The sequence below is a fragment of the Citrobacter sp. BIDMC107 genome (genome assembly GCF_001037575.1).
Classification (GTDB): domain Bacteria; phylum Pseudomonadota; class Gammaproteobacteria; order Enterobacterales; family Enterobacteriaceae; genus Citrobacter; species Citrobacter freundii.
Window position 1 is genome coordinate 3,980,769 of record NZ_KQ089848.1, and the last position, 24,653, is coordinate 4,005,421.

21 protein-coding genes and 1 tRNA gene are annotated in these 24,653 nt (G+C 48.0%); 15 read left to right on the forward strand and 7 right to left on the reverse strand.

The window, feature by feature from the left end; genetic code table 11:
- Window position 1 precedes the first annotated feature (1 nt).
- Window positions 2–1,996, forward strand: coding sequence for a two-component system sensor histidine kinase PgtB (gene pgtB / locus SK39_RS18475; protein ID WP_171279032.1), 1,995 nt, complete (start codon window positions 2–4; stop codon window positions 1,994–1,996).
- Entirely contained in the window at window positions 1,986–3,233 is a 1,248-nt protein-coding gene (pgtA, locus tag SK39_RS18480; protein WP_048217296.1) for a two-component system response regulator PgtA, read from the forward strand. Before pgtB ends, pgtA begins: the two co-directional genes overlap by 11 nt.
- A 105-nt stretch (window positions 3,234–3,338) precedes the next feature.
- Here pgtA and SK39_RS18485 read toward each other — a convergent pair whose 3' ends face one another.
- Window positions 3,339–3,878, reverse strand: coding sequence for a DUF2058 domain-containing protein (locus SK39_RS18485; protein ID WP_003839289.1), 540 nt, complete (start codon window positions 3,876–3,878; stop codon window positions 3,339–3,341).
- A 373-nt stretch (window positions 3,879–4,251) separates the two neighbouring features.
- On the opposite strand from SK39_RS18485, the gene SK39_RS18490 reads away from it, so the two are divergent.
- Window positions 4,252–6,150, forward strand: coding sequence for a methyl-accepting chemotaxis protein (locus tag SK39_RS18490; protein ID WP_048217297.1), 1,899 nt, complete (start codon window positions 4,252–4,254; stop codon window positions 6,148–6,150).
- 174 nt (window positions 6,151–6,324) lie between these two features.
- Window positions 6,325–6,954, forward strand: a complete 630-nt coding sequence (locus SK39_RS18495; protein ID WP_003028217.1) for an ECs1377 family protein — start codon at window positions 6,325–6,327, stop codon at window positions 6,952–6,954.
- Between the two features lie 204 nt (window positions 6,955–7,158).
- On the opposite strand, the gene SK39_RS18500 is transcribed toward SK39_RS18495, so the two are convergent.
- A complete protein-coding gene (locus SK39_RS18500; protein WP_048217298.1) occupies window positions 7,159–7,785 on the reverse strand; it encodes a recombinase family protein in 627 nt (208 codons plus the stop codon).
- 301 nt (window positions 7,786–8,086) lie between these two features.
- Here SK39_RS18500 and SK39_RS27405 point away from each other — a divergent pair, with 301 nt between their 5' ends.
- The 4 genes from SK39_RS27405 to SK39_RS18510 all read left to right on the forward strand — a co-directional run bounded on the left by SK39_RS27405 (window position 8,087) and on the right by SK39_RS18510 (window position 11,825).
- Window positions 8,087–8,263, forward strand: coding sequence for a hypothetical protein (locus SK39_RS27405; protein WP_165351553.1), 177 nt, complete (start codon window positions 8,087–8,089; stop codon window positions 8,261–8,263).
- A 302-nt stretch (window positions 8,264–8,565) separates the two neighbouring features.
- Window positions 8,566–9,075 (forward strand): hypothetical protein, encoded by a 510-nt coding sequence (locus SK39_RS18505; protein WP_048217299.1) that lies wholly within the window; start codon window positions 8,566–8,568, stop codon window positions 9,073–9,075.
- A 9-nt stretch (window positions 9,076–9,084) separates the two neighbouring features.
- Window positions 9,085–9,756, forward strand: coding sequence for a nucleotide-binding protein (locus tag SK39_RS27410; protein WP_053069599.1), 672 nt, complete (start codon window positions 9,085–9,087; stop codon window positions 9,754–9,756).
- 164 nt (window positions 9,757–9,920) lie between these two features.
- Window positions 9,921–11,825: a hypothetical protein gene (locus SK39_RS18510; RefSeq protein WP_053069600.1), complete on the forward strand. Its 1,905-nt coding sequence runs from the start codon at window positions 9,921–9,923 to the stop codon at window positions 11,823–11,825.
- Window positions 11,826–11,941: 116 nt separating this feature from the next.
- Here SK39_RS18510 and SK39_RS26900 read toward each other — a convergent pair.
- The 3 genes from SK39_RS26900 to SK39_RS18530 all read right to left on the reverse strand — a co-directional run bounded on the left by SK39_RS26900 (window position 11,942) and on the right by SK39_RS18530 (window position 14,429).
- Window positions 11,942–13,053 (reverse strand): IS3 family transposase gene (locus SK39_RS26900; RefSeq protein WP_129622533.1). Its coding sequence is split into 2 segments (ribosomal slippage): window positions 11,942–12,792 and window positions 12,792–13,053, totalling 1,113 coding nucleotides; the frame shifts between segments, so codons are not numbered across the junction.
- 284 nt (window positions 13,054–13,337) lie between these two features.
- Window positions 13,338–13,412, reverse strand: a tRNA-Arg gene (locus tag SK39_RS18525).
- Window positions 13,413–13,487: 75 nt separating this feature from the next.
- Window positions 13,488–14,429 (reverse strand): formate/nitrite transporter family protein, encoded by a 942-nt coding sequence (locus SK39_RS18530; protein WP_046670109.1) that lies wholly within the window; start codon window positions 14,427–14,429, stop codon window positions 13,488–13,490.
- Window positions 14,430–14,717: 288 nt separating this feature from the next.
- Between SK39_RS18530 and mlaA the strand changes: the two genes are divergently transcribed.
- Window positions 14,718–15,473, forward strand: a complete 756-nt coding sequence (mlaA, locus tag SK39_RS18535) for a phospholipid-binding lipoprotein MlaA (RefSeq protein ID WP_003028190.1) — start codon at window positions 14,718–14,720, stop codon at window positions 15,471–15,473.
- Window positions 15,474–15,532: 59 nt separating this feature from the next.
- Here mlaA and fadL read toward each other — a convergent pair whose 3' ends face one another.
- Entirely contained in the window at window positions 15,533–16,813 is a 1,281-nt protein-coding gene (gene fadL, locus SK39_RS18540) for a long-chain fatty acid transporter FadL (RefSeq protein ID WP_003845058.1), read from the reverse strand.
- A 371-nt stretch (window positions 16,814–17,184) separates the two neighbouring features.
- On the opposite strand from fadL, the gene SK39_RS18545 reads away from it, so the two are divergent.
- The 4 genes from SK39_RS18545 (at window position 17,185) to sixA (ending at window position 21,797) form a co-directional block, all read left to right on the forward strand.
- Window positions 17,185–17,469: a YfcZ/YiiS family protein gene (locus SK39_RS18545; RefSeq protein WP_003028186.1), complete on the forward strand. Its 285-nt coding sequence runs from the start codon at window positions 17,185–17,187 to the stop codon at window positions 17,467–17,469.
- 176 nt (window positions 17,470–17,645) lie between these two features.
- Window positions 17,646–18,956: an acetyl-CoA C-acyltransferase FadI gene (gene fadI / locus SK39_RS18550; protein WP_016150715.1), complete on the forward strand. Its 1,311-nt coding sequence runs from the start codon at window positions 17,646–17,648 to the stop codon at window positions 18,954–18,956.
- Window positions 18,956–21,103 (forward strand): fatty acid oxidation complex subunit alpha FadJ, encoded by a 2,148-nt coding sequence (gene fadJ / locus SK39_RS18555; RefSeq protein WP_032949707.1) that lies wholly within the window; start codon window positions 18,956–18,958, stop codon window positions 21,101–21,103. The genes fadI and fadJ overlap by 1 nt, the downstream gene beginning before the upstream one ends.
- A gap of 208 nt (window positions 21,104–21,311) precedes the next feature.
- Window positions 21,312–21,797 (forward strand): phosphohistidine phosphatase SixA, encoded by a 486-nt coding sequence (gene sixA, locus SK39_RS18560; RefSeq protein ID WP_003028179.1) that lies wholly within the window; start codon window positions 21,312–21,314, stop codon window positions 21,795–21,797.
- A gap of 80 nt (window positions 21,798–21,877) precedes the next feature.
- Here the strand turns inward: sixA and smrB are convergent, their stop codons facing one another.
- A complete protein-coding gene (smrB, locus tag SK39_RS18565; protein ID WP_003839296.1) occupies window positions 21,878–22,429 on the reverse strand; it encodes an endonuclease SmrB in 552 nt (183 codons plus the stop codon).
- 166 nt (window positions 22,430–22,595) lie between these two features.
- Here smrB and prmB point away from each other — a divergent pair, with 166 nt between their 5' ends.
- Both prmB and aroC read left to right on the forward strand, forming a co-directional pair.
- A complete protein-coding gene (gene prmB, locus SK39_RS18570) occupies window positions 22,596–23,528 on the forward strand; it encodes a 50S ribosomal protein L3 N(5)-glutamine methyltransferase (protein ID WP_003028173.1) in 933 nt (310 codons plus the stop codon).
- Between the two features lie 39 nt (window positions 23,529–23,567).
- On the forward strand, window positions 23,568–24,653 hold the full coding sequence (gene aroC / locus SK39_RS18575) for a chorismate synthase (RefSeq protein ID WP_048217300.1): 1,086 nt from the start codon (window positions 23,568–23,570) through the stop codon (window positions 24,651–24,653).

The following is a 24,653-nucleotide window of genomic DNA, read 5'->3' on the forward strand; positions in this document are numbered from 1 at the left end:
GATACTGCACCGTCTGCGTCAGCTCAGCATCAGCAGCAGTCTGCGAGGAGCCTTTCTGACGGGCGCATTACTGACGTTGAGCGTAAGCTGCGTCAGTTTGTACTCCTGGCATGAACAGAGCTCGCAGATACGCTATTCGCTTGATGATTACTTCCCGCGCGTGCATTCCGCTTTTTTGATTGAAGGGAATCTCAACCTGGTTGTGGACCAACTTAATGAATTCCTGCTGGCTCCCAATACGACGGTAAGGCTGCAACTGCGCAATCAGATAATCTCGCATCTGGATAAAATCGAAGTGCTGAGCAGGGGGTTGCAACCAGCAGAACAGCAGCAACTGGCGGTGATTTTGCAAGACAGCCGGGCGCTGATGGCGGAACTGGATCGGGTGCTCTACAACATGTTCCTTGTACGCGAAAAAGTGAGCGAACTTTCCGCGCGCATTGATTGGCTACATGATGATTTTACTACTGAGCTGAATTCACTGGTGCAGGATTTTACCTGGCAGCAGGGGACGTTGCTGGATCAAATCGAGGCCAAAAATGGTGATGCGGCGCTGTATCTCAAACGTGCCCGAGAGGTGCAAAACGAGCAGCAGCAGGTTTACACCCTGGCAAGAATTGAAAACCAGATCGTTGATGATTTACGCGACAGGCTTAATGAACTGAAATCGGGTAGCGACGACGGAATGCTGGTGGAGAATCACATCCGCTACCTGGAAAATCTGAAGAAAACGGCGGATGAAAATATCCGTACCCTTGATGACTGGCCCAGCACTATCACACTGCGACAAACTATCGATGAGCTGCTGGAAATCGGGATGATGAAAAATAAAATGCCCGATACCATGCGCGATTATGTCGCAGCGCAAAAAGCGCTCGTTGATGCCAGCCATGCCAGAGAGGACACACTTGGGCGCTTTCGAACACTGCTTGAAGCGCAACTGGGGAGCAGCCATCAGCAAATGCAGACGTTTAACCAACGGCTGGAACAAATTGTTCGTGTCAGCGGTGGACTTATCCTGCTGGCGACGCTGCTGGCGCTACTTCTCGCCTGGGGGCTTAATCACTTTTTCATTCGTTCGCGTCTGGTGAAACGTTTTACTGCGCTCAACCAGGCCGTGGTGCAAATTGGTCTTGGCAGAACGGATGCCACTATCCCGGTATATGGACGCGATGAACTGGGGCGTATCGCAGGCTTGCTGCGCCATACTCTGGGCCAGTTGAGCGCGCAAAAAAATCAGCTGGAGCAGGAAGTGACAGAGCGCAAAGAGATTGAATCCGATCTTCGCGCAACGCAGGATGAGCTGATCCAAACCGCAAAACTGGCAGTGGTCGGCCAGACTATGACCACGCTGGCGCACGAGATTAATCAACCGCTGAATGCGCTGTCGATGTACCTGTTTACGGCGGGGAGGGCAATTGAACAGGGGCAATCCGCTCAGGCCAGAAGCACATTAACCAAAGCGGAGGGACTGATTACTCGCATTGATGCCATTATCCGTTCGCTGCGTCAGTTTGCGCGCCGAGCCGAGCCTGGTACGCCTCTGCATCCGGTCGATCTCCGACAAACGTTCAATGCTGCCTGGGAACTGTTGTCCATGCGGCATAAGCCACAGCAGGGTACGCTGACGCTCCCAGATCGGAGCGTGTGGGTGGCTGGTGATGAAGTGCGTATTCAGCAGGTGCTGGTAAACGTCCTGGCAAATGCGCTGGATGCCTGTCCGGTAGCGGCGAAAATAGATGTTCACTGGCAGGCCGAAGGCAGCCGGTTGTGCGTATTTATCAGCGATAACGGCCCCGGCTGGCCTGGGGCATTATTACCATCACTGTTAAAACCGTTTACCACCAGTAAGGATGTTGGCCTCGGTATTGGCTTATCGATTTGTGTATCGTTAATGATGCAAATGAACGGCGAACTGCGCCTGGCGTCAACCCCGGGGCGCAATGCCTGCGTCGTTCTGCAATTTAATCTGACGGATGTAAACGATGTTGAGTGATGAATATTCTGTTCTGCTTATTGATGATGATGCCGATGTTCTCGACGCTTACACTCTGTTGCTTGAACAGGAGGGATATCATGTATTCGCATGCAGTAACCCTTTTGATGCCCGAAATTGGTTGCAGGCCGACTGGCCAGGGATTGTCCTGAGCGATGTGTGTATGCCTGGCTGTAATGGAATCGACCTGATGACGTTGTTTCATCAGGATGACAATCAGCTTCCGATCCTGTTGATCACCGGGCATGGCGATGTTCCGATGGCGGTGGACGCGGTGAAGAAAGGGGCGTGGAACTTTCTGCAAAAACCGGTTGATCCTGGCAAACTGCTGGTGTTGGTAGAGGATGCGTTGCGTCAGAGAAAATCTGTGATTGCACGTCGTCACTATTGCCAGCAAAAGCTACAAGTTGAACTGGTCGGCTACAGTGACTGGGTTAATCAGTATCGCCAGCGTTTACGGCAACTGGCGGAAACGGATATTGCCGTCTGGTTTTATGGCGAGCCGGGAACCGGGCGTATGACCGGGGCCCGTTATTTACATCAACTTGGGCGCAGCGCTGAAGGCGCGTTTATTCGCGGTGAACTGACGCCCGGGAACTCGGAACAACTCAATGACCTTATTGCCCAGGCGCAAGGGGGAACGCTGGTTCTGAGCCATATTGAGTGCCTGGCGCGTGAACAGCAACACCAGCTGGTGCATTTGCAAAGCCAGGAACGACGTCCGTTTCGCTTAATTGGCATTGGCGCCACTTCGTTGGTGGAACTGGCGGCAACCAACCAGATTGTGGCCGAACTCTATTACTGTTTTGCGATGACGCAAATTGGTTGCCAGCCGTTGTCTCAGCGCCCGGATGATATTGAACCGCTGTTTCGCCATTATCTGCAGAAAGCCTGTCTGCGTCTGAACCATCCTGTGCCTGAGGTTGACGGGGAATTACTAAAAGGTATGCGGCGTCGCGTGTGGTTAAGCAATGTTCGGGAACTGGCCAATGCCGCCGAGCTTTTTGCCGTTGGGCTATTGCCACTGGCTGAAACCGCGAATCCGCAACTGCATTTGCCTCAACCGACACCGCTCGATCGTCGGGTCGACGAGTACGAGCGGCAGATCATTACTGAAGCGCTAAATATCCATCAGGGGCGTATTAATGAAGTCGCGGAGTATTTACAAATCCCGCGTAAAAAACTCTATTTACGCATGAGAAAATACGGACTGAGCAAAGAACACTATAAGTTTTAGCAGGCGGAATGTGGGGATGAAGAGACGTTGACAGTATTTCGGTGGCGGCGTGAGCGTTCACCGAAATATGTGACGAAATTCCGGGTGATTATTGAGGGGTTTTGCTTACCACATCAGATCATCAGGAATGACAAAATCAGCATACGGATCGTCTTCATCCTTAGCTTCCTGGCTCAGTTCGCAATTAAGCACGATATAGCTTGCATCGCGCTGGGCAATCTTGTCGGCGACGACTGCCGGAATGATGGCGTATTCGCTCTCGCTACCACTTTCAGCCGTCAGACGGGCAATAGCCAGACGGCCCTTGATCAACTGAGACTGAGTCACCTTATCAACATAGACTTTTTTGATCAGATTATTGTCAGTAAAGTTGTAACCAATATCGCCACGGGTAATGGTGATTTTATTCATTTCAATTAGTTGCTTGATCTGCGCTTTATACTCTTTAGACAACGTGGCCTGCTTCTGTTGTTCGCTGAGTTGCTTATCACGCTCGATCTGCGCTTTTTTATTCTCTTCAACCGCTTCTCTGGCTTCACGAGCCTGAACGCGCGATTTTTTCGCCGTTCTCTGCACTTTCGCCATTTTTTTGCTGCTGACCAGACCCGCTTTAAGCATCTGTTCTTGTAGGGTAAGTTTTGTCATTGTCGCTTCTAATCCAAAAAATCATTGTAAGGATTATAACCTTAACGTTCGGTGGGACGCCAGAATGATGGCCGTAGTCACGGCTGTTATCTCGGCTGCTATCACTGTCCTGAGTCTCTCTCCCTTGCTGAATCAGTTGATGATTACCTGATTTTTTTAATAAAAAATAATATGCCGAATAAGTTAATAAGATGGAGCATAGGTTTGCAGATTCACATTAGACAGCGTTTTATTCTGATTGAAGTAATTAAATAGAGTTATCCTGGTAAATATTTAATCTAAAAAACAAACAGTTGCCCATTGCTCAAATTTAAAGAGCCGCTTCTTTACGCCGATAACCATAATGAAAATATGGACAATGGAGGGAAGTGGCATGTGGTGGGTTTATCGAATGCCGATGAAAATGAAGTTAATAATCGCGCTACAACCACTATTACTGGCGTTGTGTTGGTTTGCAGGTTCAGGAATATTGACGCGTATTGAGACAGAACGGCAGATGGAGAATATTGCCCAACTGACAGCGCTCGCACGCAGTGCTGGAAATGTGGTGCATGAACTGCAAAAAGAACGGGGAATGAGTGTCGGATTTCTGGGGGCTGCAGGGACTACGTTCAAAGATGAGTTAAACGCGCAGCGGGCTTTGACCGATCGCGAGATCGAGGTATTCGTGCGCTCGTTGTCCGATACTGCATTACCGGAAGGGGATGTTGCTACCTCTGTCGCTGCGTTTAAGAAAAACATTCTTTCGCTCGCCACCATCCGGGAAAATGTCACGCAGTTGGGGCTTCCGGCCGCAGATGTGGTTAAGTTTTACACCAACGCCATTGCTGATGTGCTGAGTTTTGTCGGCAAGTTGGGGCAGTTGACGGATTCTGGCGAAATGGCAAACGCATTTGCCGCCTACTACAATCTGCTGAATTTGAAAGAACAAGCGGGTATTGAACGGGCACTGTTATCAAATATCTTTTCCTCCGGTCATTTCGCCGACGGACAGTTACATCAGCTCAGTGATGTCGTCAGTAAACAGAACGTCTGGCTGGCACAATCGTTGCGCCTGAGCTCGCCTGAACAGGCGGCCATGTTGAAAAATCGCTTACAATCTGCAGAAGCGTCAAAAGCCCTCTCATTTCGTGAAACCGCGTTTAATCATGTCGAGAACGGTGGATTTGGTGTCGATCCTACTACCTGGTTCAAAGTACAAACTCAGCGTATTGAAGTGATGCGGCAGATAGAAAATGTGACGGCGAATCTTCTGTTGGCGAATGCAGAAAAACTCGCGCAGGATGCACGAAAAAACTGGCAAATATATATGGTCGTCAGCTTGTTAGCGCTACTGGCATCATTGACCTTCGCTGGAGCCATCGCAATCAATATGCATAGCCAATTCAGCGACACGCTGCGCAAGATTGCGGGGATGAATGGCGATCTGACTCAACGTCTGGCGACGCCGGGTAAAGATGAGCTTTCCTCACTTAATCGTGCCTATAACACGATGCTGGAAAGTATTCAGCATATCGTACAGGAGATTAAACAAGGCGCCGTGGTTTTGTCCGATGCCAGCAGCAGTATTACGGTGGGAAATCAGGATTTGGCTCAACGTACAGATGAACAGGCTGCATCAATAGTACAAGCCGTGGCCAGTATGGAGCAGCTATCAACTGCGATTACGCAAACAGCGGATAATGCCCGCGAAGCGGAGCATCTGACAATCAGGCTGGAAAAAGAGGTCCGACAGGCCAGTAACGTTGCCACTGCGGCGAACCAGAGTATGGGGGATATTCGCGCTTCCAGTGAGAAAATATCGAATATTGTGACCTCAATTGATGATATCTCGTTTCAGACTAACTTACTGGCGCTGAATGCGGCAGTGGAAGCTGCGCGGGCAGGAGAGATGGGCAGGGGGTTTGCGGTTGTGGCCAGTGAAGTGCGGAATCTTTCCCAGCGTTGCGCCAAAGAAGCTAACCAGATCCGCGAGCTGGTTGCGCAGAACATGGTTAAAATTAGTGAGGGCGTTGAGCGGGTCACGGCATCAGCTACCGCGCTGGAAGCGGCAGCGGACAATACCACCAGTATGAAGCAATATATTGCGGATATCGCGCGCGTGGCGACAGAACAGTCGCAAGGGGTAACCCAGATAAACCAGGCTCTGCGACCGATGGAGCAGGTTACGCAGCAAAATGCGGCGCTGGTTTCTCAGGCCGCGAGCGACAGCCAGCGGCTGGACAATCTGTCGGTCACCATGAAGGGGCTGGTCAATCGTTTTGTTGTCTGACATGACGCCGCTGTACCGATCCGGTAAACGCGCCGGATCGGTCAGTTGTCGTCATCTTAGTGTGATGGTATGAAGCAAATATTGGGTGGGTTAAGCAAAGATTCCTGACATAGCAATCTTGTCGCTGGTAAAGTGAACAACCGATACCGAGATGTGGCCAGAAGGGAATTCCGTGTGACTGAACGTATTGATTATGAGACTGAAAAATACAGCTTTACTGAGGCGACTGAGAGTTCCCGCCTTACCGGCCAGTGGGCTGATGTTATTACTGAATGTCGCGAATTGAAGGCGGGACCGCAAGAGCGTCTGCGTATTGCTTTATTGAATGTGGACTACGTGACCAGTTTTGAGTTGCCTTTCCGCCTGTTATTACTCCGTACTCCGCAACTGATTGCCAGCGTGCGTGAAGAGCTGCAGCTTAGTCAGAAAAACGTCATCTTTAACGGCAAACGCTTTGGTTGTGTTTACAGCCTGAAAGCGAGTCTCGGTGGGATACCGGATGAATTTCAGTACCGCCTGTCGCATCGAATCCGGCGCATTAGTCCTGCAGGTTCAAGCGAAGCGCCATATCAGCAGATTGCTAAAACAGTAAAAGCACCACGCGAACGTCTGAAGCTGGCACTTGAATCGGGCCTTGATGTCACTGCGCTGGATGGGCTTTTCTGGTTTGGCAGCCAGCGTATTGCCGCTGATGTGTTGAGGCTGAGAAAAGCAGGGATGCGGATAGCTACAAAGCAGACAATGGTGTCCGACAATCTTACTGCAACAGTGAGGAATGTGCCGTTCTACCGCCTGGCCCAGTGATGAACTGGCTGGTAATTGATTGGATTTAAACAGGATGCATTAATTTCAGAGTGTCCCCAGCAGGAATCGAAAAATAAACTAACAACTTGAATTGTATATTATTTCTATTTCGATTTTGGTGGGTGCCCCAGTAGGTGCCCCAGGCATTGTGGTCAGAAATACTGGCTTTTAGCAGATGAAACAAGCCTGACGACCTTTCAAATTTTATTCCGATTTTATGATTACCAGCTCGTTTTTTATCCGGTAGTAAGTCGCTCGGCTGATTCCTGCTGCCTTCATGATGAGTTCAGGTTTTACTCCTTGCTCCAGCATCTCTCTAACGATCTCTCGCGCTTCCTGATTTTTCTCCCTGCCAATGTATATGCCTTCGCTTTTAGCCCGCTCTATGCCTTGCTGTTGGCGTTTACGGCGTGTTTCGTAATTCTGTCGCGCCATTGTGGCAAGGATATCTATCAACATGGCATTTGCAGCTCTCAGGATGCCGCTGGTTAGGTCATTGCTTGCCATCTCGACCATCTGCCAGCTCGTTGGCAAATCCATTGATACGATGATTAACCCTTTTCGGTTGAGCGTATCTTTCAGTTCAACCCATGCGCTATGTTCTAGGCGACTCAGACGATCTATAGCTTCCACTATCAACAGATCGCCGGGCTGGGCTTCGGACAATAGCCGCATTAGCTCTACGCGCTCCAGCTTCGCCCCGCTAGCATTTTCTACGTACTCTCCTGCAATCTGCCAGCCTTTTGATTTTGAGAATTCACGTAGGCTGGTAAGTGCTCGATCAGCGTGTTGCCCCTCAGTTGATGCTCGGCAGTAAATTCTAACGTTCATTGTATTGTCTCAATAGGGTTGTGAATATAATTCCAAATGATACATAAGGCATTTTGTTTAGCCAAAATGTTCCTAGGAAACCCTATTGAGACTTTGTGTCACCCTGTCATTACGGTATACCCTATTGAGACTAGGATGATGGCTGGCAGTTACAGTGAAGTGCTGAGTTAATCGAAAAAAACACCCCGACACCGTGTTAACCACATGAGATAATTTGTTGCGTTGGTGGGCTTGCTTGCCAGTACAAGGATGGCAAAAATCTGCACCATCGTTCGATGGTCTATTAACAAGGAGTGTTAAGATGGAAAAAGACCTGAAAGAGTTGCGGGAATGCCTGCTACTTTCTCCCGACTATACTGAAGTTAACGATTCTCTGGCGAATTTCTCAACTAAAGACATGACCGACGGAGAGATAGCGGAATGTTTGGGAATTGCACCCGATTGGATGGATACCATAGATACCAGCCAACTTACCTGATACAGAACGCGCTGTTGCTGGCGCGTTTCTCTTGTTTTTCGTTATTCTACGTATACCGGTTATAGCCCGCTAACTGTTTCAGCTAAGATATGGGCTGACGATGTCACTTATCTGAGTTAAACCTAACCACACAGTCAGCTTTTGTGCCAAAAGCGGAAGCTACTTGCAACATGGAGTATTCATTCATGGGGAGCCTGTCACATGTTGCGTAACTCAATAGGTGACTTGTACCTATTTTGTGTATAGGATTCAATAAATAAAACTTAAAGTTACATTTTTGAAAATTCATATAGGAGGTTATAATGAAGTACAGGGAGTATCTAAGTGCTGCTAGAAAACATGTTCAAACAAGTGAAGTTTTATACGACTCACTATCTATTCAATTGCAACAACAACCCTTGAATAATGGTGCAACTAAAAGATTAACTCTCAATTTATATTACATTTCTGGGTATGTCATCGAGTGCGTCCTAAAATATGGCATCTATGCTTTAATTGGCTATGATAAAGATATGGATATTACTAAAATTAATTCTAAGGGTATAACGTATAATAACAAAATAAAACATCATAAATTTTCAATGTATGACGAGATTTTTAATCGAGAATATCCTGGGCTAATACTGATCGATAGAAAAGAAACTATAAGCCCTGAAGTGAAAAAACTGTATAACGGATGGGATGCTGAGATAAGATATGTATATAACCCTATTCCTGAGAAATTCAAACATAGTGATGAGCATATTCATGTTATGAAGTTTAATGAACACGCGAAAACTATATTTAAACATGTTGAATCAAATATTAGGTAAAAATGTAAAATGTTAATTTCATTTGTTGTTCTGGAAAAAATAAAAAACTCTTTGCAGCGTTTAAAAAATCAAAATATATTGTCTAATTTCAATATAGATTTGACTATGAATCAACTCGCTAGGATCACTATTGCAAGTGATCGAATAAAAAATATTTCTGACCTTGCTGACGAGGATACGATTTTTAATGAGATTGATTGTTATAACATTTCATTTGATTTCCTAACTGAGGAGAACGGACTAGATGAAGATTATGCTTATTTGTTCAAAGAGAATAGCATTAATTTTGGATTGAGACGCTCACTTGATAACTTAATTGATCCTTCAGATGATGAAATTCACAATCAAACACCAGTTGTGACTTTTTTTAGCTATAAAGGTGGTGTGGGAAGAACTACTTCCTTAGCACTTTTTTGCGGTTATTATGCAAGTTTCGGGAAAAAAGTATTTGTAGTTGATTGTGACTTTGAAGCTCCTGGGTTGATTAATTTTTTCAATATATCTCAATTTGACAATCCTAAGAATGGGATAGTTGAATATCTTATTGATAGTAAGTTTTGCACAGATTTAAAATTAAGTGATAAGTATATATATGAAGTCCCATCGGTATTTACTGGTGAGGGTAAGGTTCACTTAATGCCCGCTGGAAATATTTTCGGGGACGAAAAAAATACTACTTAGAAGGTTTATCTCGTTTAGATTTACAGGGCAGGGATTCTTTTACGACAGATATAACTAACCTCATTATCAATATAAATAAAGAATACTCTCCAGATGTCATTATATTTGACTCAAGGACTGGATTTAACAACGTATTTGGATCTTTATCTGAAATTTCTGATCTCGTGGTTGCATTAAGCGGTGATGATCATCAAAATGAAGCAGGTATAGAATTTCTATTGGAAAGATTTTCTGAAATTAAAGATAATAAAAAACTAATCATGATCCTTTCAATAATATCTTCTTCCATAACAAAAAGATATGAGAGGTTTAATAAGAAAATATTAAGTTATTGCGAAGCATATTCTGATTTTAATGTGCCAACATTTATTTTTCAAAGAGAGAGTATGCTTGAATTGGTTGGTACAGAGTTTGAAGATATTGAAGATACCAAACATTTTATGTCCCACTCAGGGTCAAATAGTTACAGTAAGTTTTTTGAATTTCTGTCAGAAGAGTTGAAATCTATAACAGAAACAGAATACAAGGATCCGGTCGCAGAGTGCATCGAGGTTGGAGAAAATATAAAGTGCAACGAATCTGCAGATTTGGTAATTCAAAAACTATCATCTAGTTTACCTGATCCTTATGCAGAAAATATAAAATACAATGACAGTTTTTTCCAGAAGGATTTTTATATCAGGCAGTGTATGCAAGATCTTTTTTTACCAGAATATAAAATATTACTGGGCGGTAAAGGAACTGGGAAAACTGCATTTTATAAAGCATTGCAAAATGATATTTTCTTTAATTTACTAGTTAAACGTGCGGAAAAAGAACATTTAAAATTTAAAGTTATTCATGCCATTGGAGATTATAATTCTTCGACAGGATCATATTTTGAACTATCATCTCATTTTTCATCATATTTAGATGATGATAGTAAGATTAGAAAGTTTTGGGTTATTTATCTGTGGCTTGCTGTATGCCGCTCAGGGATAATTGAACCGGATGATAATTATTTTGAAGTTAAAAATGATAATGCAACTTTTTTGAAGTTCAAAGCTATTATTGATTCTGAAGAGTTGTACACCGTAGTCGAAAATTCTCTTGAGAAGGCTGAGACCAGTCTAAGGCATAGTGATTCTCGTCTAATAGTGACATTTGATCAGTTAGATTTTGTTGTGATCCCAAAAGAGTGGAATAGAGGTATATCGCCGCTAATTCGTTTATGCGTATCAAACAATTGGGAGCGCATTCAACCCAAGCTTTTTGTAAGGCGAGACCTTTTTTCTAAACTAGGCAATTTAACGAACAAAAACGCTCTCGAAAAACAAACTATTAACTTGGAATGGTCACATGAAGAGATGTATGCTTTCCTGTTTAAGGTGGTTTTTGCCTATGCACGTGATGAGTTTTTAGAGTTTTTGGGTAAATATAAGAGTGAAGATTTTATAAAAAATCAGATAGTGAAAAGATTGAATAAAAGAAACAATTTCAACCAACTTCCTGCTGATGAGTATATATTGAGACCTCTAACAGAAGTTTTCTTTGGCGAAAGCCGGGATAGCTGGAACAACGCTTACGATGAACTTTATACAAATATAAAAAATGCTGATCAAACTATCAGTTTGCGTCCTTTTTTAGATTTAATAAAGCTTGCTATTAATGAGCAAATTCGTGACGATAATAAATTGAGAGGCTCATCGGTTTTGAGCATTCAATATTGCATGTACAAAAGTGTAAGATCTCAGGCTGTAGATAAGCATTTCAATGACTTAGCTAATGAAGCGGGTAATGAACTCATACGTCTTTTCGTAGAGGATATTAGGAACAGCGCAGTTCCTGATAGGCTAAAATGCTCTTCATTACTTCAAAATGATTTTGAAGAGTTAGTTGAGTGTGTTAAAGACAACCATGACGATCTTAAGACTCTTCCAGTAACCCATTTTGAAGAAATGCTGGTTCTAAATGGAATTATATTTGTAACTTATATTAGTGGTGGAAGGAAAAAATATTCTTTCGCTTTTCTATATAAGTACTATCTTGGTTTGCGTTCACCCCGTAAACTAAGGAAACCCAGAGTTTAGAGCATTCGAAAATTATGCGCTAGATTTCGATTTTTCATCTCACATCTCCTGAGGCATGAGTCAATTCTTGTTTATGCCTCTTCTTGTCTATGGGGAAAGGTGTAAATAGACCCGTTTTAGATCCATGCATTTTTTGAGATCCCGGCCAAATGATTGTGTTGCCGATATTCCTCCGGCGTCATATTGTTCAGTGATTCATGAGGGCGTTCGCAGTTATATTCTGACACCCATCTTTCCGTGATTTCCCGCACTTCATTCAGCGTTCTGAACAGATAAAAATCGAGTATTTCTGTACGGTATGTTCGGTTAAAGCGCTCAATAAAAGCGTTCTGCGTCGGCTTACCCGGCTGGATAAACTCCAGTTTTACTGCATGTTTCTCTGCCCATTCAGCCAGTGCCAGTGAGATAAATTCCGGACCGTTATCCATACGTAGCATGACCGGATAGCCGCGATTGGCCGCAATCCTGTCGAGTACACGGACCACGCGCAGAGCTGGCAGATTCAGATCGATTTCAATCGACAACGCCTCACGGTTAAAGTCATCAACGACATTGAACGTGCGAAAACGACGGCCACAGACCAGGGCATCATGCATAAAATCGACAGACCAGCTCTGGTTCAGTGTTTCCGGCGTGGCCAGTGGCGAAGGATTACGCACCGGCAACCGCTGTTTGCCCTTTCGGCGAAAATTCAGCTTCAGCAGACAATAAATACGATGGATCCTTTTGTGATTCCACGGGTGTCCCTGCCGCCGCAACACCTGGAAAAGTTTTGGAAAACCGTATCGTGGGTATCGCTCTGCCACTGCCTGTAACGCGACAATAACGGGTTCGTCACGCGTGGGATCCGGGCGGTAATGGTAAACCGTTCTGCTCAGGTTCAGACTCCGGCAGGCCTGACGGATACTGAGTCCGAATGTCGTTATCAGATGAGTGACCAGCTCACGCTTAAAGGCTGGTTTTAAAGCTTTTTTTCGATAACGTCTTTCAGCGCTCGGTTCTCAAGGCTCAGGTCGGCAAACATCTGTTTGAGACGTCGGTTCTCGTCCTCAAGATCTTTGATCTTTCTAATATCAGAAGCCTCCATGCCGCCGTATCTGGACTTCCAGTTGTAGTAGGTGGCTTCAGAAATACCGGCCTCCCGGCAGACATCTTTAACAGTTCGTCCGGTTTCAACCGACTTAATCACAGCGATAATCTGATGCTCAGTAAAACGGGCTTTACGCATAGCGATCTCCTTCGTTGGCAGATTGATTATGCCGGATGATCTCTAAATGTGAATGGCACGATTATGCGGGCTACTTACATTTCTGACTTTTACCTCAGTTAGTGCCATCGTGGCCTCCTGATGATGGTATTGGCATTATCGAACTTACGGTACCAACAGTTATACCAACAAAACAAGCTGGATGTCCGTATATTACCGCAGACCTTGATAGACCATAGTTGGAGGTAAGCGCATTGAAATTATTGATAAAAATAGACTTTAATATACTTCGATAGACAGGGTTTTGGTGTCCCCTGCAGGAATCGAACCTGCAACTAGCCCTTAGGAGGGGCTCGTTATATCCATTTAACTAAGGGGACGAAGCGGCACGAGTATAGCGTTTTTTACTCACAACGGTAAGTCTCAGGCCGCCCGACTGCTCAAACAGTCACCATTCAGGCCTGTTTTTTCTGGTTTTTCTGCGTTTGCTCATCACGCTTTGCTTGTAACCGGGCTTCTTCCTTGCGTTTGTTGCTCATATCATTGCGGATCTGCGCATGGCTCATCAGCGCGAAAATAAACGTTCCGCCACAGATATTCCCGGCGAGCGTTGGTAGCGCAAAGGGCCAGAAAAAATCACTCCAGTGTAGCGTGCCATTAAAGACCAGATAGAGAATTTCCACCGAGCCAACGACGATATGCGTAGTATCGCCTAACGCAATCAGCCAGGTCATCAGAATAATGACCACAATTTTTGCCGCCCCGGCGGCGGGGAACATCCACACCATGGTGGCAATTAACCAGCCAGAAATGATGGCGTTGGAAAACATCTCCACAGGAGTGTTTTTCATCACATCCATGCCAATTTTGACGAAAGCATCGCGGGTCTCTTCATCAAAAATCGGCATATGTTCAAACGCCCATGCTGCAACCCCGGTGCCAATAATATTACCCAGCAGTACCACGCTCCACAGGCGCATCAACAGGCCAAAATTGCCGAGGGTAGGGTTTTGCATCACCGGCAGTACGGCGGTGACGGTATTTTCGGTAAAGAGTTGTTGGCGGGCCATAATGACAATAATAAAGCCGAAGGTATAACCGAGGTTCTCGAGTAAAAATCCCCCTGGCACACCTTCCAGCTGTACGTGAAAAATCCCTTTAGCCAGTAGCGAGGCACCCATCGACAGTCCGGCTGCGATGGCTGACCACAGCAGGGCCATTGCGTCGCGCTCCATCTCTTTCTCCCCATCCTGGCGAATATGTTCATGGATCGCCATGGCGCGGGAGGGGAGTCTGTCCTCATCAAGCTCTATCTTTTTCCCTGTTAGTTTTTCATCGCTTTCCACTTCGAGTTCGTCGCTGTGTCGATCAATCTTATCTTTCTTGATGTCATTCATGGCCGAATCCTGAATAAGCACGTATTGCTAAAGCGTAGCGGCTTTTGTCTGAAAATCAGCGGGAGAAAGTCTGAGATAGCAAAAATGGTAACGTTTGTTTTTATCGGGTTAGTTAGAATAGAACCGCCGCGGAGTGCGTATTACCAGGCTATGATCAAATCAGTAAGACAGGGTATATAGACATCATTTGACGTGCTGTTACAATCGCTCACATCTAAACAGGCGGATACGTCATCGTTCCGTCATGGATGGCAATCAGCGATAGCCATAAAACACAGGGAGATACTTATGAAGCTTCGCCTGTCGGCGCTTGCGCTGGGAACCACACTTTTGGTGGGGTGTGCGAGCTCCGGTACTGAACAGCAGGGGCGTTCGGACCCATTTGAAGGGTTCAACCGTACCATGTACAACTTCAACTTTAACGTGTTGGATCCCTATGTTGTTCGACCGGTAGCAGTGGCCTGGCGTGATTATGTTCCGCAGCCGGCGCGTAATGGTTTAAGCAACTTTACGGGGAACCTTGAAGAACCGGCCGTCATGGTCAACTATTTCCTGCAAGGCGATCCTTATCAGGGGATGGTGCACTTTACCCGTTTCTTCCTGAATACCCTGTTAGGTATGGGCGGCTTTATCGATGTGGCAGGTATGGCTAATCCGAAGTTGCAGCGCGTTGAACCACACCGCTTTGGCAGTACGTTAGGCCACTATGACGTGGGTTACGGGCCGTATATGCAGCTTCCGTTCTACGGTAGTTTCACACTGCGTGATGACGGCGGCGATATGGTCGATACCCTGTATCCGGTACTGTCCTGGCTGACCTGGCCGTTGTCGATAGGCAAATGGACGGTTGAAGGGATTGAAACTCGCGCGCAATTGCTCGATTCTGACGGTCTGCTGCGTCAGTCTTCCGATCCTTACATTATGGTGCGTGAAGCTTACTTCCAGCGTCATGACTTTATTGCGAATGGTGGGAAACTCAAACCAGAAGAAAACCCGAACGCGAAAGACATTCAGGACGATTTAAAAGAGATCGATTCTGAGTAAGGAATTGGGCAAATAAAAAGGTGAGCTAAAAAGCTCACCTTTTTTACGTCTGAAGAAAATCAGAATGCGTAGTTGAAGTTTGTACCAAACAGCCAGGCTTTACCTTCAGAGTCGAAAGTATACGGGCCTTCTTTAACGGTCACTTTCTGGCCGTGCATATAAGAAACGCCGACGTCAATGGATGCGTCATCATTGAATGCGTAAGTCGTACCCGCACTCAGCCACAGACGATCCTGGTCCGGAATGGAGATGGAACGCTTGCTTGCTGGAACCGGGCTATCGTCATAAGCAATACCGGTACGGAACGTCCAGCTTTTATCCATATAGTAAGTCGTACCCAATGCAATGCGGTAAGAATCTTTGAAGCCTTCTTCTTTATAGAACAGTGTCTGTCCATTGGAACCTGTGGCTTTCAGCTCCTGGAACTGACTCCAGCTGGTATAGGCCATGCTGTAGTGGATAGCCCACTGTGGTGCAATACGGTTATAACCTGACAATTCCCACATTTCAGGCAGGTTAAGTGTCAGAGAACCCGGGACGGTGGCATTGGTCGTTCCCCATGGGAATGTAGTGCCAGCGCCAGGTATGGCGTTCGCCTGGGTACGGATGCCACTCTTATAATCGCCATCAAAATCAATTTTAACTTCAGAACGGTACGTTAAACCATAACGGTTATTTTTATCCAGTTCGTACAAAATCCCGGCGTTCCAGCCGTAGCCCCATTCGTCCCCTTTCAGGCTGGCAATTTTGTTGCTGACCTTCGGTAATGCAGCCGTTTGCTCACCAGAATAACGTTCAATTTTTGCATCAGCATAAACGGCGTTAAAACCGAGACCGAAGCTCCAGCTATCATTCAGACGGTAGGCACCGCTCAGGTTAAGGTTGACCGTTTTAAGGTCGGTCTTACCGCCGTATTCACCAACGATGTAGCTGTCGTTAAATTCGGTAGCCAGACCATAGTTTGAGGTAACGGAAGCACCCCAACCAAACTGTTCGTTGATAGGCATCACGAAGTGAGCATTGGGAACCCACGCCGTAGGCGCGATGTTGTCCGCATCAGTGCTGCGTCCGGTGTATGGCGATTTACCGGAAATATTAACGTCTGGATCGATATACACCGCACCTGCTGAGAAAGTAGGGCGATCGAACATCATAATCAGTGCCGGGTTACGACTGGCGTTTCCTGCATCATCCGCAATTGCGCCTTCACCCGAATATGCCCGGCCAAGGCCAGAGGAAGAAAATTCGTTTAACTGAAAGCCTGCAGACCAGGCCTGTGTGGAGATAATTGCCACTGCGACTGCGAGAGCAGACTTTGTAAACAGGGTTTTCTGGCTCATGACCATAACCTCATAGATTTATTTTTATACAAACAATGTTACATACCGTAACAGGAGCGCGAAGTGTAGGGTCTGAGGTACGACTTAGAAATCAGACCAGTGGCGTGAGTATAGGTCGGACCAGCTGGAATGTTGCAAGTATGTTTATAAATATTTTCAAATTTGATCAGAGAAACGCGATCCAGCTGGCAAAATTGCGGAGGTGCGCACTCACCTGTTTGGGCGATTTTTGTTTTAGATCATTTTTAAGTGTGATTTCGGTCACTTATCGCATTTCGTACAATTAACGACTGGAGAGGCGAATAATGGGAGCGTAAAATATCCCTATCGTTTATCTGGCACCTCAGGTGCGAATACAGAGGAAATCTACAATGAGTAAATGCAGTGCTGATGAAACCCCGGTTTGCTGCTGTATGGATGTTGGCACCATCATGGACAACTCCGATTGCACCGCGTCCTACAGCCGTGTGTTCGCGAATCGCGCAGAGGCAGAAGAAACACTGGCCGCTCTGACTGAAAAGGCACGTGGCGTGGAATCTGAGCCTTGCCAAATCACTTCGACCTTTACTGAAGTGTCAGAAGGTGTGCGTCTGGATATCGACTTTGTTTTTGCCTGTGAAGCTGAAACGCTGATTTTCCAGCTGGGCCTGCGTTAATCCCCTCTGCAAAAGCCCTTGCTATCTGATAGCAAGGGCTTTTTCGTAACTGTCAGTGATTATTCACTGTGTCTTAGCTCCCACTTTCTTTTCTCCCCGCTTGGCTAAATGTAAAAAATTGGTTAAGACTATGATCAGGTCAGACCACTTATTTTATTTTTTTACAGGGGAGTGTTATGAGTCAGGCTTTACCGCTGGTTACCCGCCAGGGCGACCGTATTGCCATTGTAAGTGGATTGCGTACGCCATTTGCTCGTCAGGCTACCGCGTTTCATGGCATTCCCGCCGTTGATTTAGGAAAGATGGTCGTCGGTGAGCTGCTGGCGCGCAGCGAAATTCCTGCCGATGTGATCGAGCAACTGGTTTTTGGCCAGGTGGTGCAAATGCCTGAAGCACCAAATATTGCTCGTGAAATTGTGCTGGGAACCGGTATGAATGTACATACCGATGCATACAGCGTGAGCAGGGCCTGCGCGACCAGTTTCCAGGCGGTGGCGAATGTCGCGGAAAGCCTGATGGCGGGGTCTATTCGTGCTGGAATTGCGGGTGGTGCGGACTCCTCGTCAGTCTTGCCTATTGGCGTTAGTAAAAAGCTGGCGCGGGTGCTGGTGGATGTCAATAAGGCCCGGACAACCGGTCAACGCCTTAAACTCTTTTCCCGATTGCGCTTACGTGACCTGATGCCTGTGCCGCCGGCCGTCGCAGAGTATTCCACCGGTTTGCGTATGGGGGATACGGCTGAGCAAATGGCCAAAACCTATGGTATTACCCGAGAGCAGCAGGATGCTCTGGCGCACCGCTCTCATCAGCGTGCCGCTCAGGCATGGGCTGAAGGAAAGCTGGCAGATGAGGTAATGACTACCTACGCGCCACCGTTTAAAGATCCTTTTTCAGAAGATAACAACATTCGCGGTAACTCTACGCTGGCCGATTACGCCAAACTACGTCCGGCGTTTGACCGCAAGCACGGCACCGTCACCGCGGCAAACAGTACCCCGCTAACGGACGGCGCTGCCGCCGTGATCATGATGACGGAGTCGCGTGCGAAAGAGTTGGGGCTGGTGCCGCTGGGGTACTTGCGTAGTTTTGCTTTTACCGCCATCGATGTCTGGCAGGACATGCTGCTGGGACCGGCGTGGTCAACACCGCTTGCCCTAGAGAGAGCCGGTCTGACGATGGCAGATTTAACCCTGATCGATATGCATGAAGCCTTTGCCGCGCAAACGCTGGCGAATCTTCAGCTGTTGGGTAGCGAACGTTTTGCCCGCGACGTGCTGGGCAGGAGGCATGCCACTGGCGAGGTTGATGACAGTAAATTTAACGTGCTGGGCGGATCGATTGCCTATGGACACCCCTTTGCTGCCACCGGTGCGCGCATGATCACTCAAACCCTCCATGAGCTGCGTCGTCGTGGCGGCGGTTTTGGTTTAGTGACAGCCTGTGCAGCTGGTGGTCTGGGTGCGGCAATGGTTCTGGAGGCGGAATAATGGAAATGACATCGGCTTTTACACTAAACGTACGTCTGGATAACGTTGCTGTTGTCACCATTGATGTGCCCGGAGAGAAAATGAACACCCTGAAAGCAGAGTTTGCTTCTCAGGTGCGGGCCATTCTGAAACAAATCCGCGATAACAAAGCATTGCGTGGTGTGGTGTTTATTTCGGCTAAACCCGATAACTTCATTGCCGGGGCGGATATCAACATGATTGGTAGCTGTCGCAGCGCGCAGGAAGCCGAAACGCTGGCCCGTCAGGGGCAGCAGATGATGGCGGAAATTAATGCTTTACCGATCCCGGTTATCGCCGCGATTCATGGTGCATGCCTCGGCGGTGGCCTGGAGATGGCGCTGGCGTGCCACAACCGTATTTGTACCGATGATGCTAAAACCGTACTGGGTTTACCGGAAGTACAACTTGGCTTGTTGCCCGGCTCCGGTGGTACGCAGCGGCTGCCGCGCCTGATTGGCGTCAGTACCGCACTGGATATGATCCTCACCGGAAAACAATTACGCGCAAAACAGGCGCTGAAAGTTGGTTTAGTGGATGAAGTTGTACCGCATTCCATTTTGCTGGAAGCGGCCGTTGAACTGGCTAAAAAGGACAGTTCTGCGCAACGAACACTGCCCGTGAGAGAGCGAGTGTTGGCGGGGCCGCTGGGGCGGGCGCTGTTGTTCCGCATGGCCAGTAAAAAGACGGCGCAAAAAACGCAAGGTAACTACCCTGCAACAGAACGTATCCTTGAGGTCATCGAAACCGGGCTAGCGCAAGGCAGCAGTAGTGGTTACGACGCAGAGGCCCGTGCGTTTGGTGAGCTGGCGATGACATCCCAGTCTCAGGCGCTACGGCACATCTTTTTTGCCAACACCGACGTGAAAAAGGATCCGGGAAGTGATGCGAAGCCCGGCCCGCTGGACAGCGTTGGCATTTTGGGCGGCGGTCTGATGGGGGGCGGTATTGCTTATGTGACGGCCTGTAAAGGCGGCTTGCCTGTGCGCATCAAAGATATAAACGCTAAGGGAATCAACCATGCGCTGAAGTATAGCTGGGATCAGCTTGAAACGAAGGTTCGTCGCCGTCATATCAAAGCCAGCGAACGCGATAAACAACTGGCGCTGATTTCGGGATCGATCGACTACCGTGGCTTTGCGCATCGCGATTTGATTATTGAAGCCGTGTTTGAAGATTTGTCGCTAAAACAACGGATGGTGGCAGAAGTTGAGCAAAATTGCGCACCTCATACCGTTTTTGCTTCTAACACCTCATCTTTGCCCATTGGCGATATTGCTGCGAATGCTACCAGGCCTGAACAAGTGATTGGTTTACACTTTTTTAGTCCGGTGGAAAAAATGCCGTTGGTCGAAGTGATCCCACATGCCACGACCTCCGAGCAGACGATTGCAACTACCGTTAAGTTAGCGAAAAAACAGGGCAAAACGCCGATAGTGGTCAGAGATAAGGCCGGCTTTTACGTTAACCGCATTTTAGCGCCTTACATTAACGAAGCGATTCGTATGTTGACCGAGGGCGAGCGGGTCGAAACCATAGACGCCGCGCTGGTTAAGTTTGGTTTTCCAGTTGGGCCAATCCAACTTTTGGATGAGGTCGGAATTGATACGGGCACTAAAATTATACCAGTGCTTGAGGCTGCATATGGAGAACGTTTTAGCGCGCCTGCAAATGTTGTTGCTTCAATTTTGAATGACGATCGCAAAGGTAGAAAAAATGGTCGGGGTTTCTATCTTTATGGTGTGAAAGGGCGTAAAAGCAAAAAACAGGTCGACCCTGCAATTTATACGCTTATTGGCGTTCAGGGTCAGGGCCGACTTACCGCTGCGCAGGTAGCAGAGCGGTGCGTCATGTTAATGCTCAATGAAGCAGCTCGTTGTTTCGACGAGAAGATAGTCCGTAGCGCACGTGATGGCGACATCGGCGCTGTATTTGGTATTGGTTTTCCGCCATTCCTCGGCGGCCCGTTCCGGTATATGGATTCACTCGGCGCGGGAGAAGTGGTTGCGACTCTGCAACGGCTGACCACGCAATACGGCTCGCGGTTTGCGCCGTGTGAACAGTTATTGCAGATGGCGGCACACAGTGAAAGATTCTGGAATATTGGGGAAACTGACCTGAATTCATGAGGTCAAAGGTAGGATGAATCCGCACTGAATGTATGGCTCGCGCTCAAAATGTAAACAGAGATTGACTATACTTACGCCGTTGAGGTAAAAAACAGCGTTTCATTCGGTGAATGGATAAGGCACAATGCCGGCCACCATATCGTTATCACAGCCAATAGGGGCTGTGAATAAAGGTATTGGTGATTCTGGTTAACAAAAGCGGTGCAATATGCAAGTTTTTATCATGCGTCACGGCGACGCGGCCCTCGATGCCGCCAGTGATTCGGTTCGTCCCTTAACCTCCTGTGGTTGTGACGAATCTCGCCTGATGGCGAACTGGCTGAAAGGTCAAAAAGTGGATATCGAACGTGTTCTGGTGAGCCCGTTCCTACGAGCCGAACAAACGCTGGATGTGGTGGGGGAATGTATGAACCTGCCAACCGGTGTGGATGTTTTGCCGGAGTTGACTCCTTGCGGCGATGTCGGTCTGGTCAGTGCCTATTTACAGGCTCTGGCCAATGAAGGTATCGCCACGGCACTGGTTATCTCTCACTTGCCTTTAGTGGGGTATCTGGTGTCTGAGCTTTGCCCAGGTGAAACACCGCCGATGTTTACCACATCAGCGATTGCCAGCGTAACGCTTGATGAGAGCGGGAAGGGTACTTTTAACTGGCAGATGAGCCCGTGTAACCTGAAAATGGCAAAAGCGATTTAAAAAGGTTGGTATCGGATAAGGCGCAGCCGTCATCCGAAAATGCAAAGAGCCGCAAACGCGGCTCTTTCTGTTTTTCTGCATCACGGAAGTTCGGGCGGTAGCCACTCTTCTACTTCAATTAGCACCAGCAGCGCGGCGTCGCCACCGTACTCTTTCGGTGCCTGATGAAAAGCCATCACGTGCGGATGCTGGGCCAGCCAAAGCGGCGTTTGCTGTTTCAGAATATGTTTTCCGTGGCCATGCATCACGCAGGCGCAAAATACATGCTCACGACGACAGGCGGCAATCAGCGCGCCTAACTCTTGTTTGGCCTGCTGCTGGGTCAGCCCATGCAGATCGAGAAACAGCTCCGGAGAGTAATCGCCACGGCGCATTTTCTTCAGTTCGAAATGGCTGACGTCGGCACGCAGGTATCTTACCGGACCGTCCGTATTCAGCAGCGGCTGAAACTCATCCGAGAAATAGTGGCTGGCATCAGCTTGCTCCTGTAGCAGTCTTTTAACCGGAACCTCGGCAATTTTTTTACGTGGAGGTCGGTGAACAATGGTGTCCTGTTTAATTTTACGCGTGCCGGTCATCAGCTGGCGAAACAGCGTCTGATCCTCCTCGCTGAGCGATGTTTTCTTTTTCATTCGAGAGTCTCAACTTTTATTTTCCATTAGTTTAACCCGACTCGGCGGGCATCCGATCGCTTAAAACGCAATTTTCGCGCTCAGGCCCTGTGTGAATGCTGATTTATCGCCGTCTTCGTGGCAAACTAGCCGCCGAAATTAATACGAGCATGCCCTGGAGGAATACGTGGATAAAATTTTCGTCGATGAAGCAGTGAGTGAACTGCATACCATTCAGGACATGTTGCGTTGGGCGGTCAGCCGTTTTAGCGCGGCGAACATCTGGTATGGCCATGGCACGGATAACCCATGGGACGAGGCCGTACAACTAGTGCTGCCGTCACTTTATTTGCCGTTGGATATTCCGGAAGACATGCGTACAGCGCGTCTGACCTCCAGCGAGCGTCATCGTATTGTTGAACGCGTGATTCGCCGCGTCAACGAGCGCATTCCGGTTGCTTATCTGACCAACAAAGCCTGGTTCTGCGGGCATGAGTTTTATGTTGATGAACGCGTGCTGGTTCCGCGTTCACCGATTGGCGAGCTTATTAATAACCGCTTTGCGGGCCTTATTAATGAGCAGCCGCAGCATATCCTCGATATGTGTACCGGCAGCGGTTGTATTGCCATTGCCTGCGCGTATGCCTTCCCGGAAGCCGAAGTTGATGCGGTGGATATCTCCACTGACGCGCTGGCGGTGACCGAACACAATATTGAAGAACACGGCCTGATCCATCACGTCACGCCGATCCGTTCCGATCTGTTCCGCGATCTGCTGAAAGTCCAGTATGACCTGATTGTGACCAACCCGCCGTATGTCGATGCGGAAGATATGTCCGATCTGCCAAACGAATATCGTCACGAACCTGAGCTGGGTCTGGCGTCCGGCAGTGATGGGCTGAAACTTACCCGCCGCATTCTGGGGAACGCCCCAGACTACCTGTCAGATAACGGTATTCTGATTTGTGAAGTCGGAAACAGCATGGTACATCTGATAGAGCAATATCCGGATGTACCGTTCACCTGGCTGGAGTTCGACAACGGCGGTGACGGCGTATTCATGCTGACCAAAGAGCAGTTAGTTGCTGCTCGTGAGCACTTCAGCATTTATAAAGACTAATTACACGCGCAAATACACAACACTCATAACGGAGCCGTGATGGCAGGAAACACAATTGGGCAACTCTTTCGCGTAACCACTTTCGGCGAATCACACGGGCTGGCGCTCGGTTGTATTGTCGATGGTGTTCCGCCGGGCATTTCTCTGACAGAAGCTGACTTGCAGCACGATCTCGACAGACGGCGTCCAGGCACATCGCGCTACACTACGCAGCGTCGTGAGCCGGATCAGGTGAAAATCCTCTCCGGGGTGTTCGAGGGCGTTACCACTGGCACCAGCATTGGCCTGCTGATCGAAAATACCGATCAGCGTTCACAGGATTACGGCGCGATTAAGGACGTTTTTCGTCCAGGACACGCCGACTATACCTATGAGCAGAAATATGGCCTGCGCGACTACCGTGGTGGCGGACGTTCGTCCGCACGTGAAACAGCGATGCGCGTGGCGGCCGGAGCGATTGCCAAAAAATATCTGGCGGAAAAGTTCGGCGTTGAGATTCGCGGTTGCCTGACGCAGATGGGTGATATTCCTTTGGAGATAAAAGACTGGTCCCAGGTGGAACTTAACCCGTTCTTTTGCCCGGACCCGGATAAACTCGAAGCTCTGGACGAACTGATGCGCGGGCTGAAGAAAGAGGGCGACTCCATCGGGGCGAAGGTGACCGTTGTTGCAAGCGGTGTGCCTGCGGGTCTTGGCGAACCTGTATTCGACCGCCTGGATGCCGACATCGCCCATGCGCTGATGAGCATTAACGCCGTTAAGGGCGTTGAGATTGGCGACGGATTTGACGTTGTTGCGCTGCGTGGCAGCCAGAACCGAGATGAAATCACCAAAGAAGGTTTCCAGAGTAACCATGCGGGCGGCATTCTGGGTGGGATCAGCAGCGGGCAACAAATCATTGCTCATATGGCACTGAAACCGACGTCCAGTATTACCGTTCCAGGGCGCACCATTAACCGCTTTGGTGACGAAGTCGAAATGATCACTAAAGGTCGTCACGATCCGTGCGTTGGGATCCGCGCCGTACCGATCGCCGAGGCGATGCTGGCGATCGTATTGATGGATCACCTGCTGCGTCAGCGGGCGCAAAATGCGGACGTGAAGACCGATATTCCACGCTGGTAA

Bases quoted from the DNA above. Each gene is read 5' to 3' on its own strand.
- SK39_RS18530 (WP_046670109.1), bottom strand. From the start codon at position 14,429: ATGAATGACATCAAGAAAGATAAGATTGATCGACACAGCGACGAACTC.
- fadI (WP_016150715.1), top strand. From the start codon at position 17,646: ATGAGTCAGGCTTTACCGCTGGTTACCCGCCAGGGCGACCGTATTGCC.
- SK39_RS27405 (WP_165351553.1), top strand. From the start codon at position 8,087: ATGGAAAAAGACCTGAAAGAGTTGCGGGAATGCCTGCTACTTTCTCCC.
- mlaA (WP_003028190.1), top strand. From the start codon at position 14,718: ATGAAGCTTCGCCTGTCGGCGCTTGCGCTGGGAACCACACTTTTGGTG.
- SK39_RS18490 (WP_048217297.1), top strand. From the start codon at position 4,252: ATGTGGTGGGTTTATCGAATGCCGATGAAAATGAAGTTAATAATCGCG.
- SK39_RS27410 (WP_053069599.1), top strand. From the start codon at position 9,085: ATGTTAATTTCATTTGTTGTTCTGGAAAAAATAAAAAACTCTTTGCAG.
- sixA (WP_003028179.1), top strand. From the start codon at position 21,312: ATGCAAGTTTTTATCATGCGTCACGGCGACGCGGCCCTCGATGCCGCC.
- SK39_RS18500 (WP_048217298.1), bottom strand. From the start codon at position 7,785: ATGAACGTTAGAATTTACTGCCGAGCATCAACTGAGGGGCAACACGCT.
- aroC (WP_048217300.1), top strand. From the start codon at position 23,568: ATGGCAGGAAACACAATTGGGCAACTCTTTCGCGTAACCACTTTCGGC.
- smrB (WP_003839296.1), bottom strand. From the start codon at position 22,429: ATGAAAAAGAAAACATCGCTCAGCGAGGAGGATCAGACGCTGTTTCGC.
- SK39_RS18545 (WP_003028186.1), top strand. From the start codon at position 17,185: ATGAGTAAATGCAGTGCTGATGAAACCCCGGTTTGCTGCTGTATGGAT.
- SK39_RS18505 (WP_048217299.1), top strand. From the start codon at position 8,566: ATGAAGTACAGGGAGTATCTAAGTGCTGCTAGAAAACATGTTCAAACA.
- SK39_RS18485 (WP_003839289.1), bottom strand. From the start codon at position 3,878: ATGACAAAACTTACCCTACAAGAACAGATGCTTAAAGCGGGTCTGGTC.
- fadL (WP_003845058.1), bottom strand. From the start codon at position 16,813: ATGAGCCAGAAAACCCTGTTTACAAAGTCTGCTCTCGCAGTCGCAGTG.
- fadJ (WP_032949707.1), top strand. From the start codon at position 18,956: ATGGAAATGACATCGGCTTTTACACTAAACGTACGTCTGGATAACGTT.
- pgtA (WP_048217296.1), top strand. From the start codon at position 1,986: ATGTTGAGTGATGAATATTCTGTTCTGCTTATTGATGATGATGCCGAT.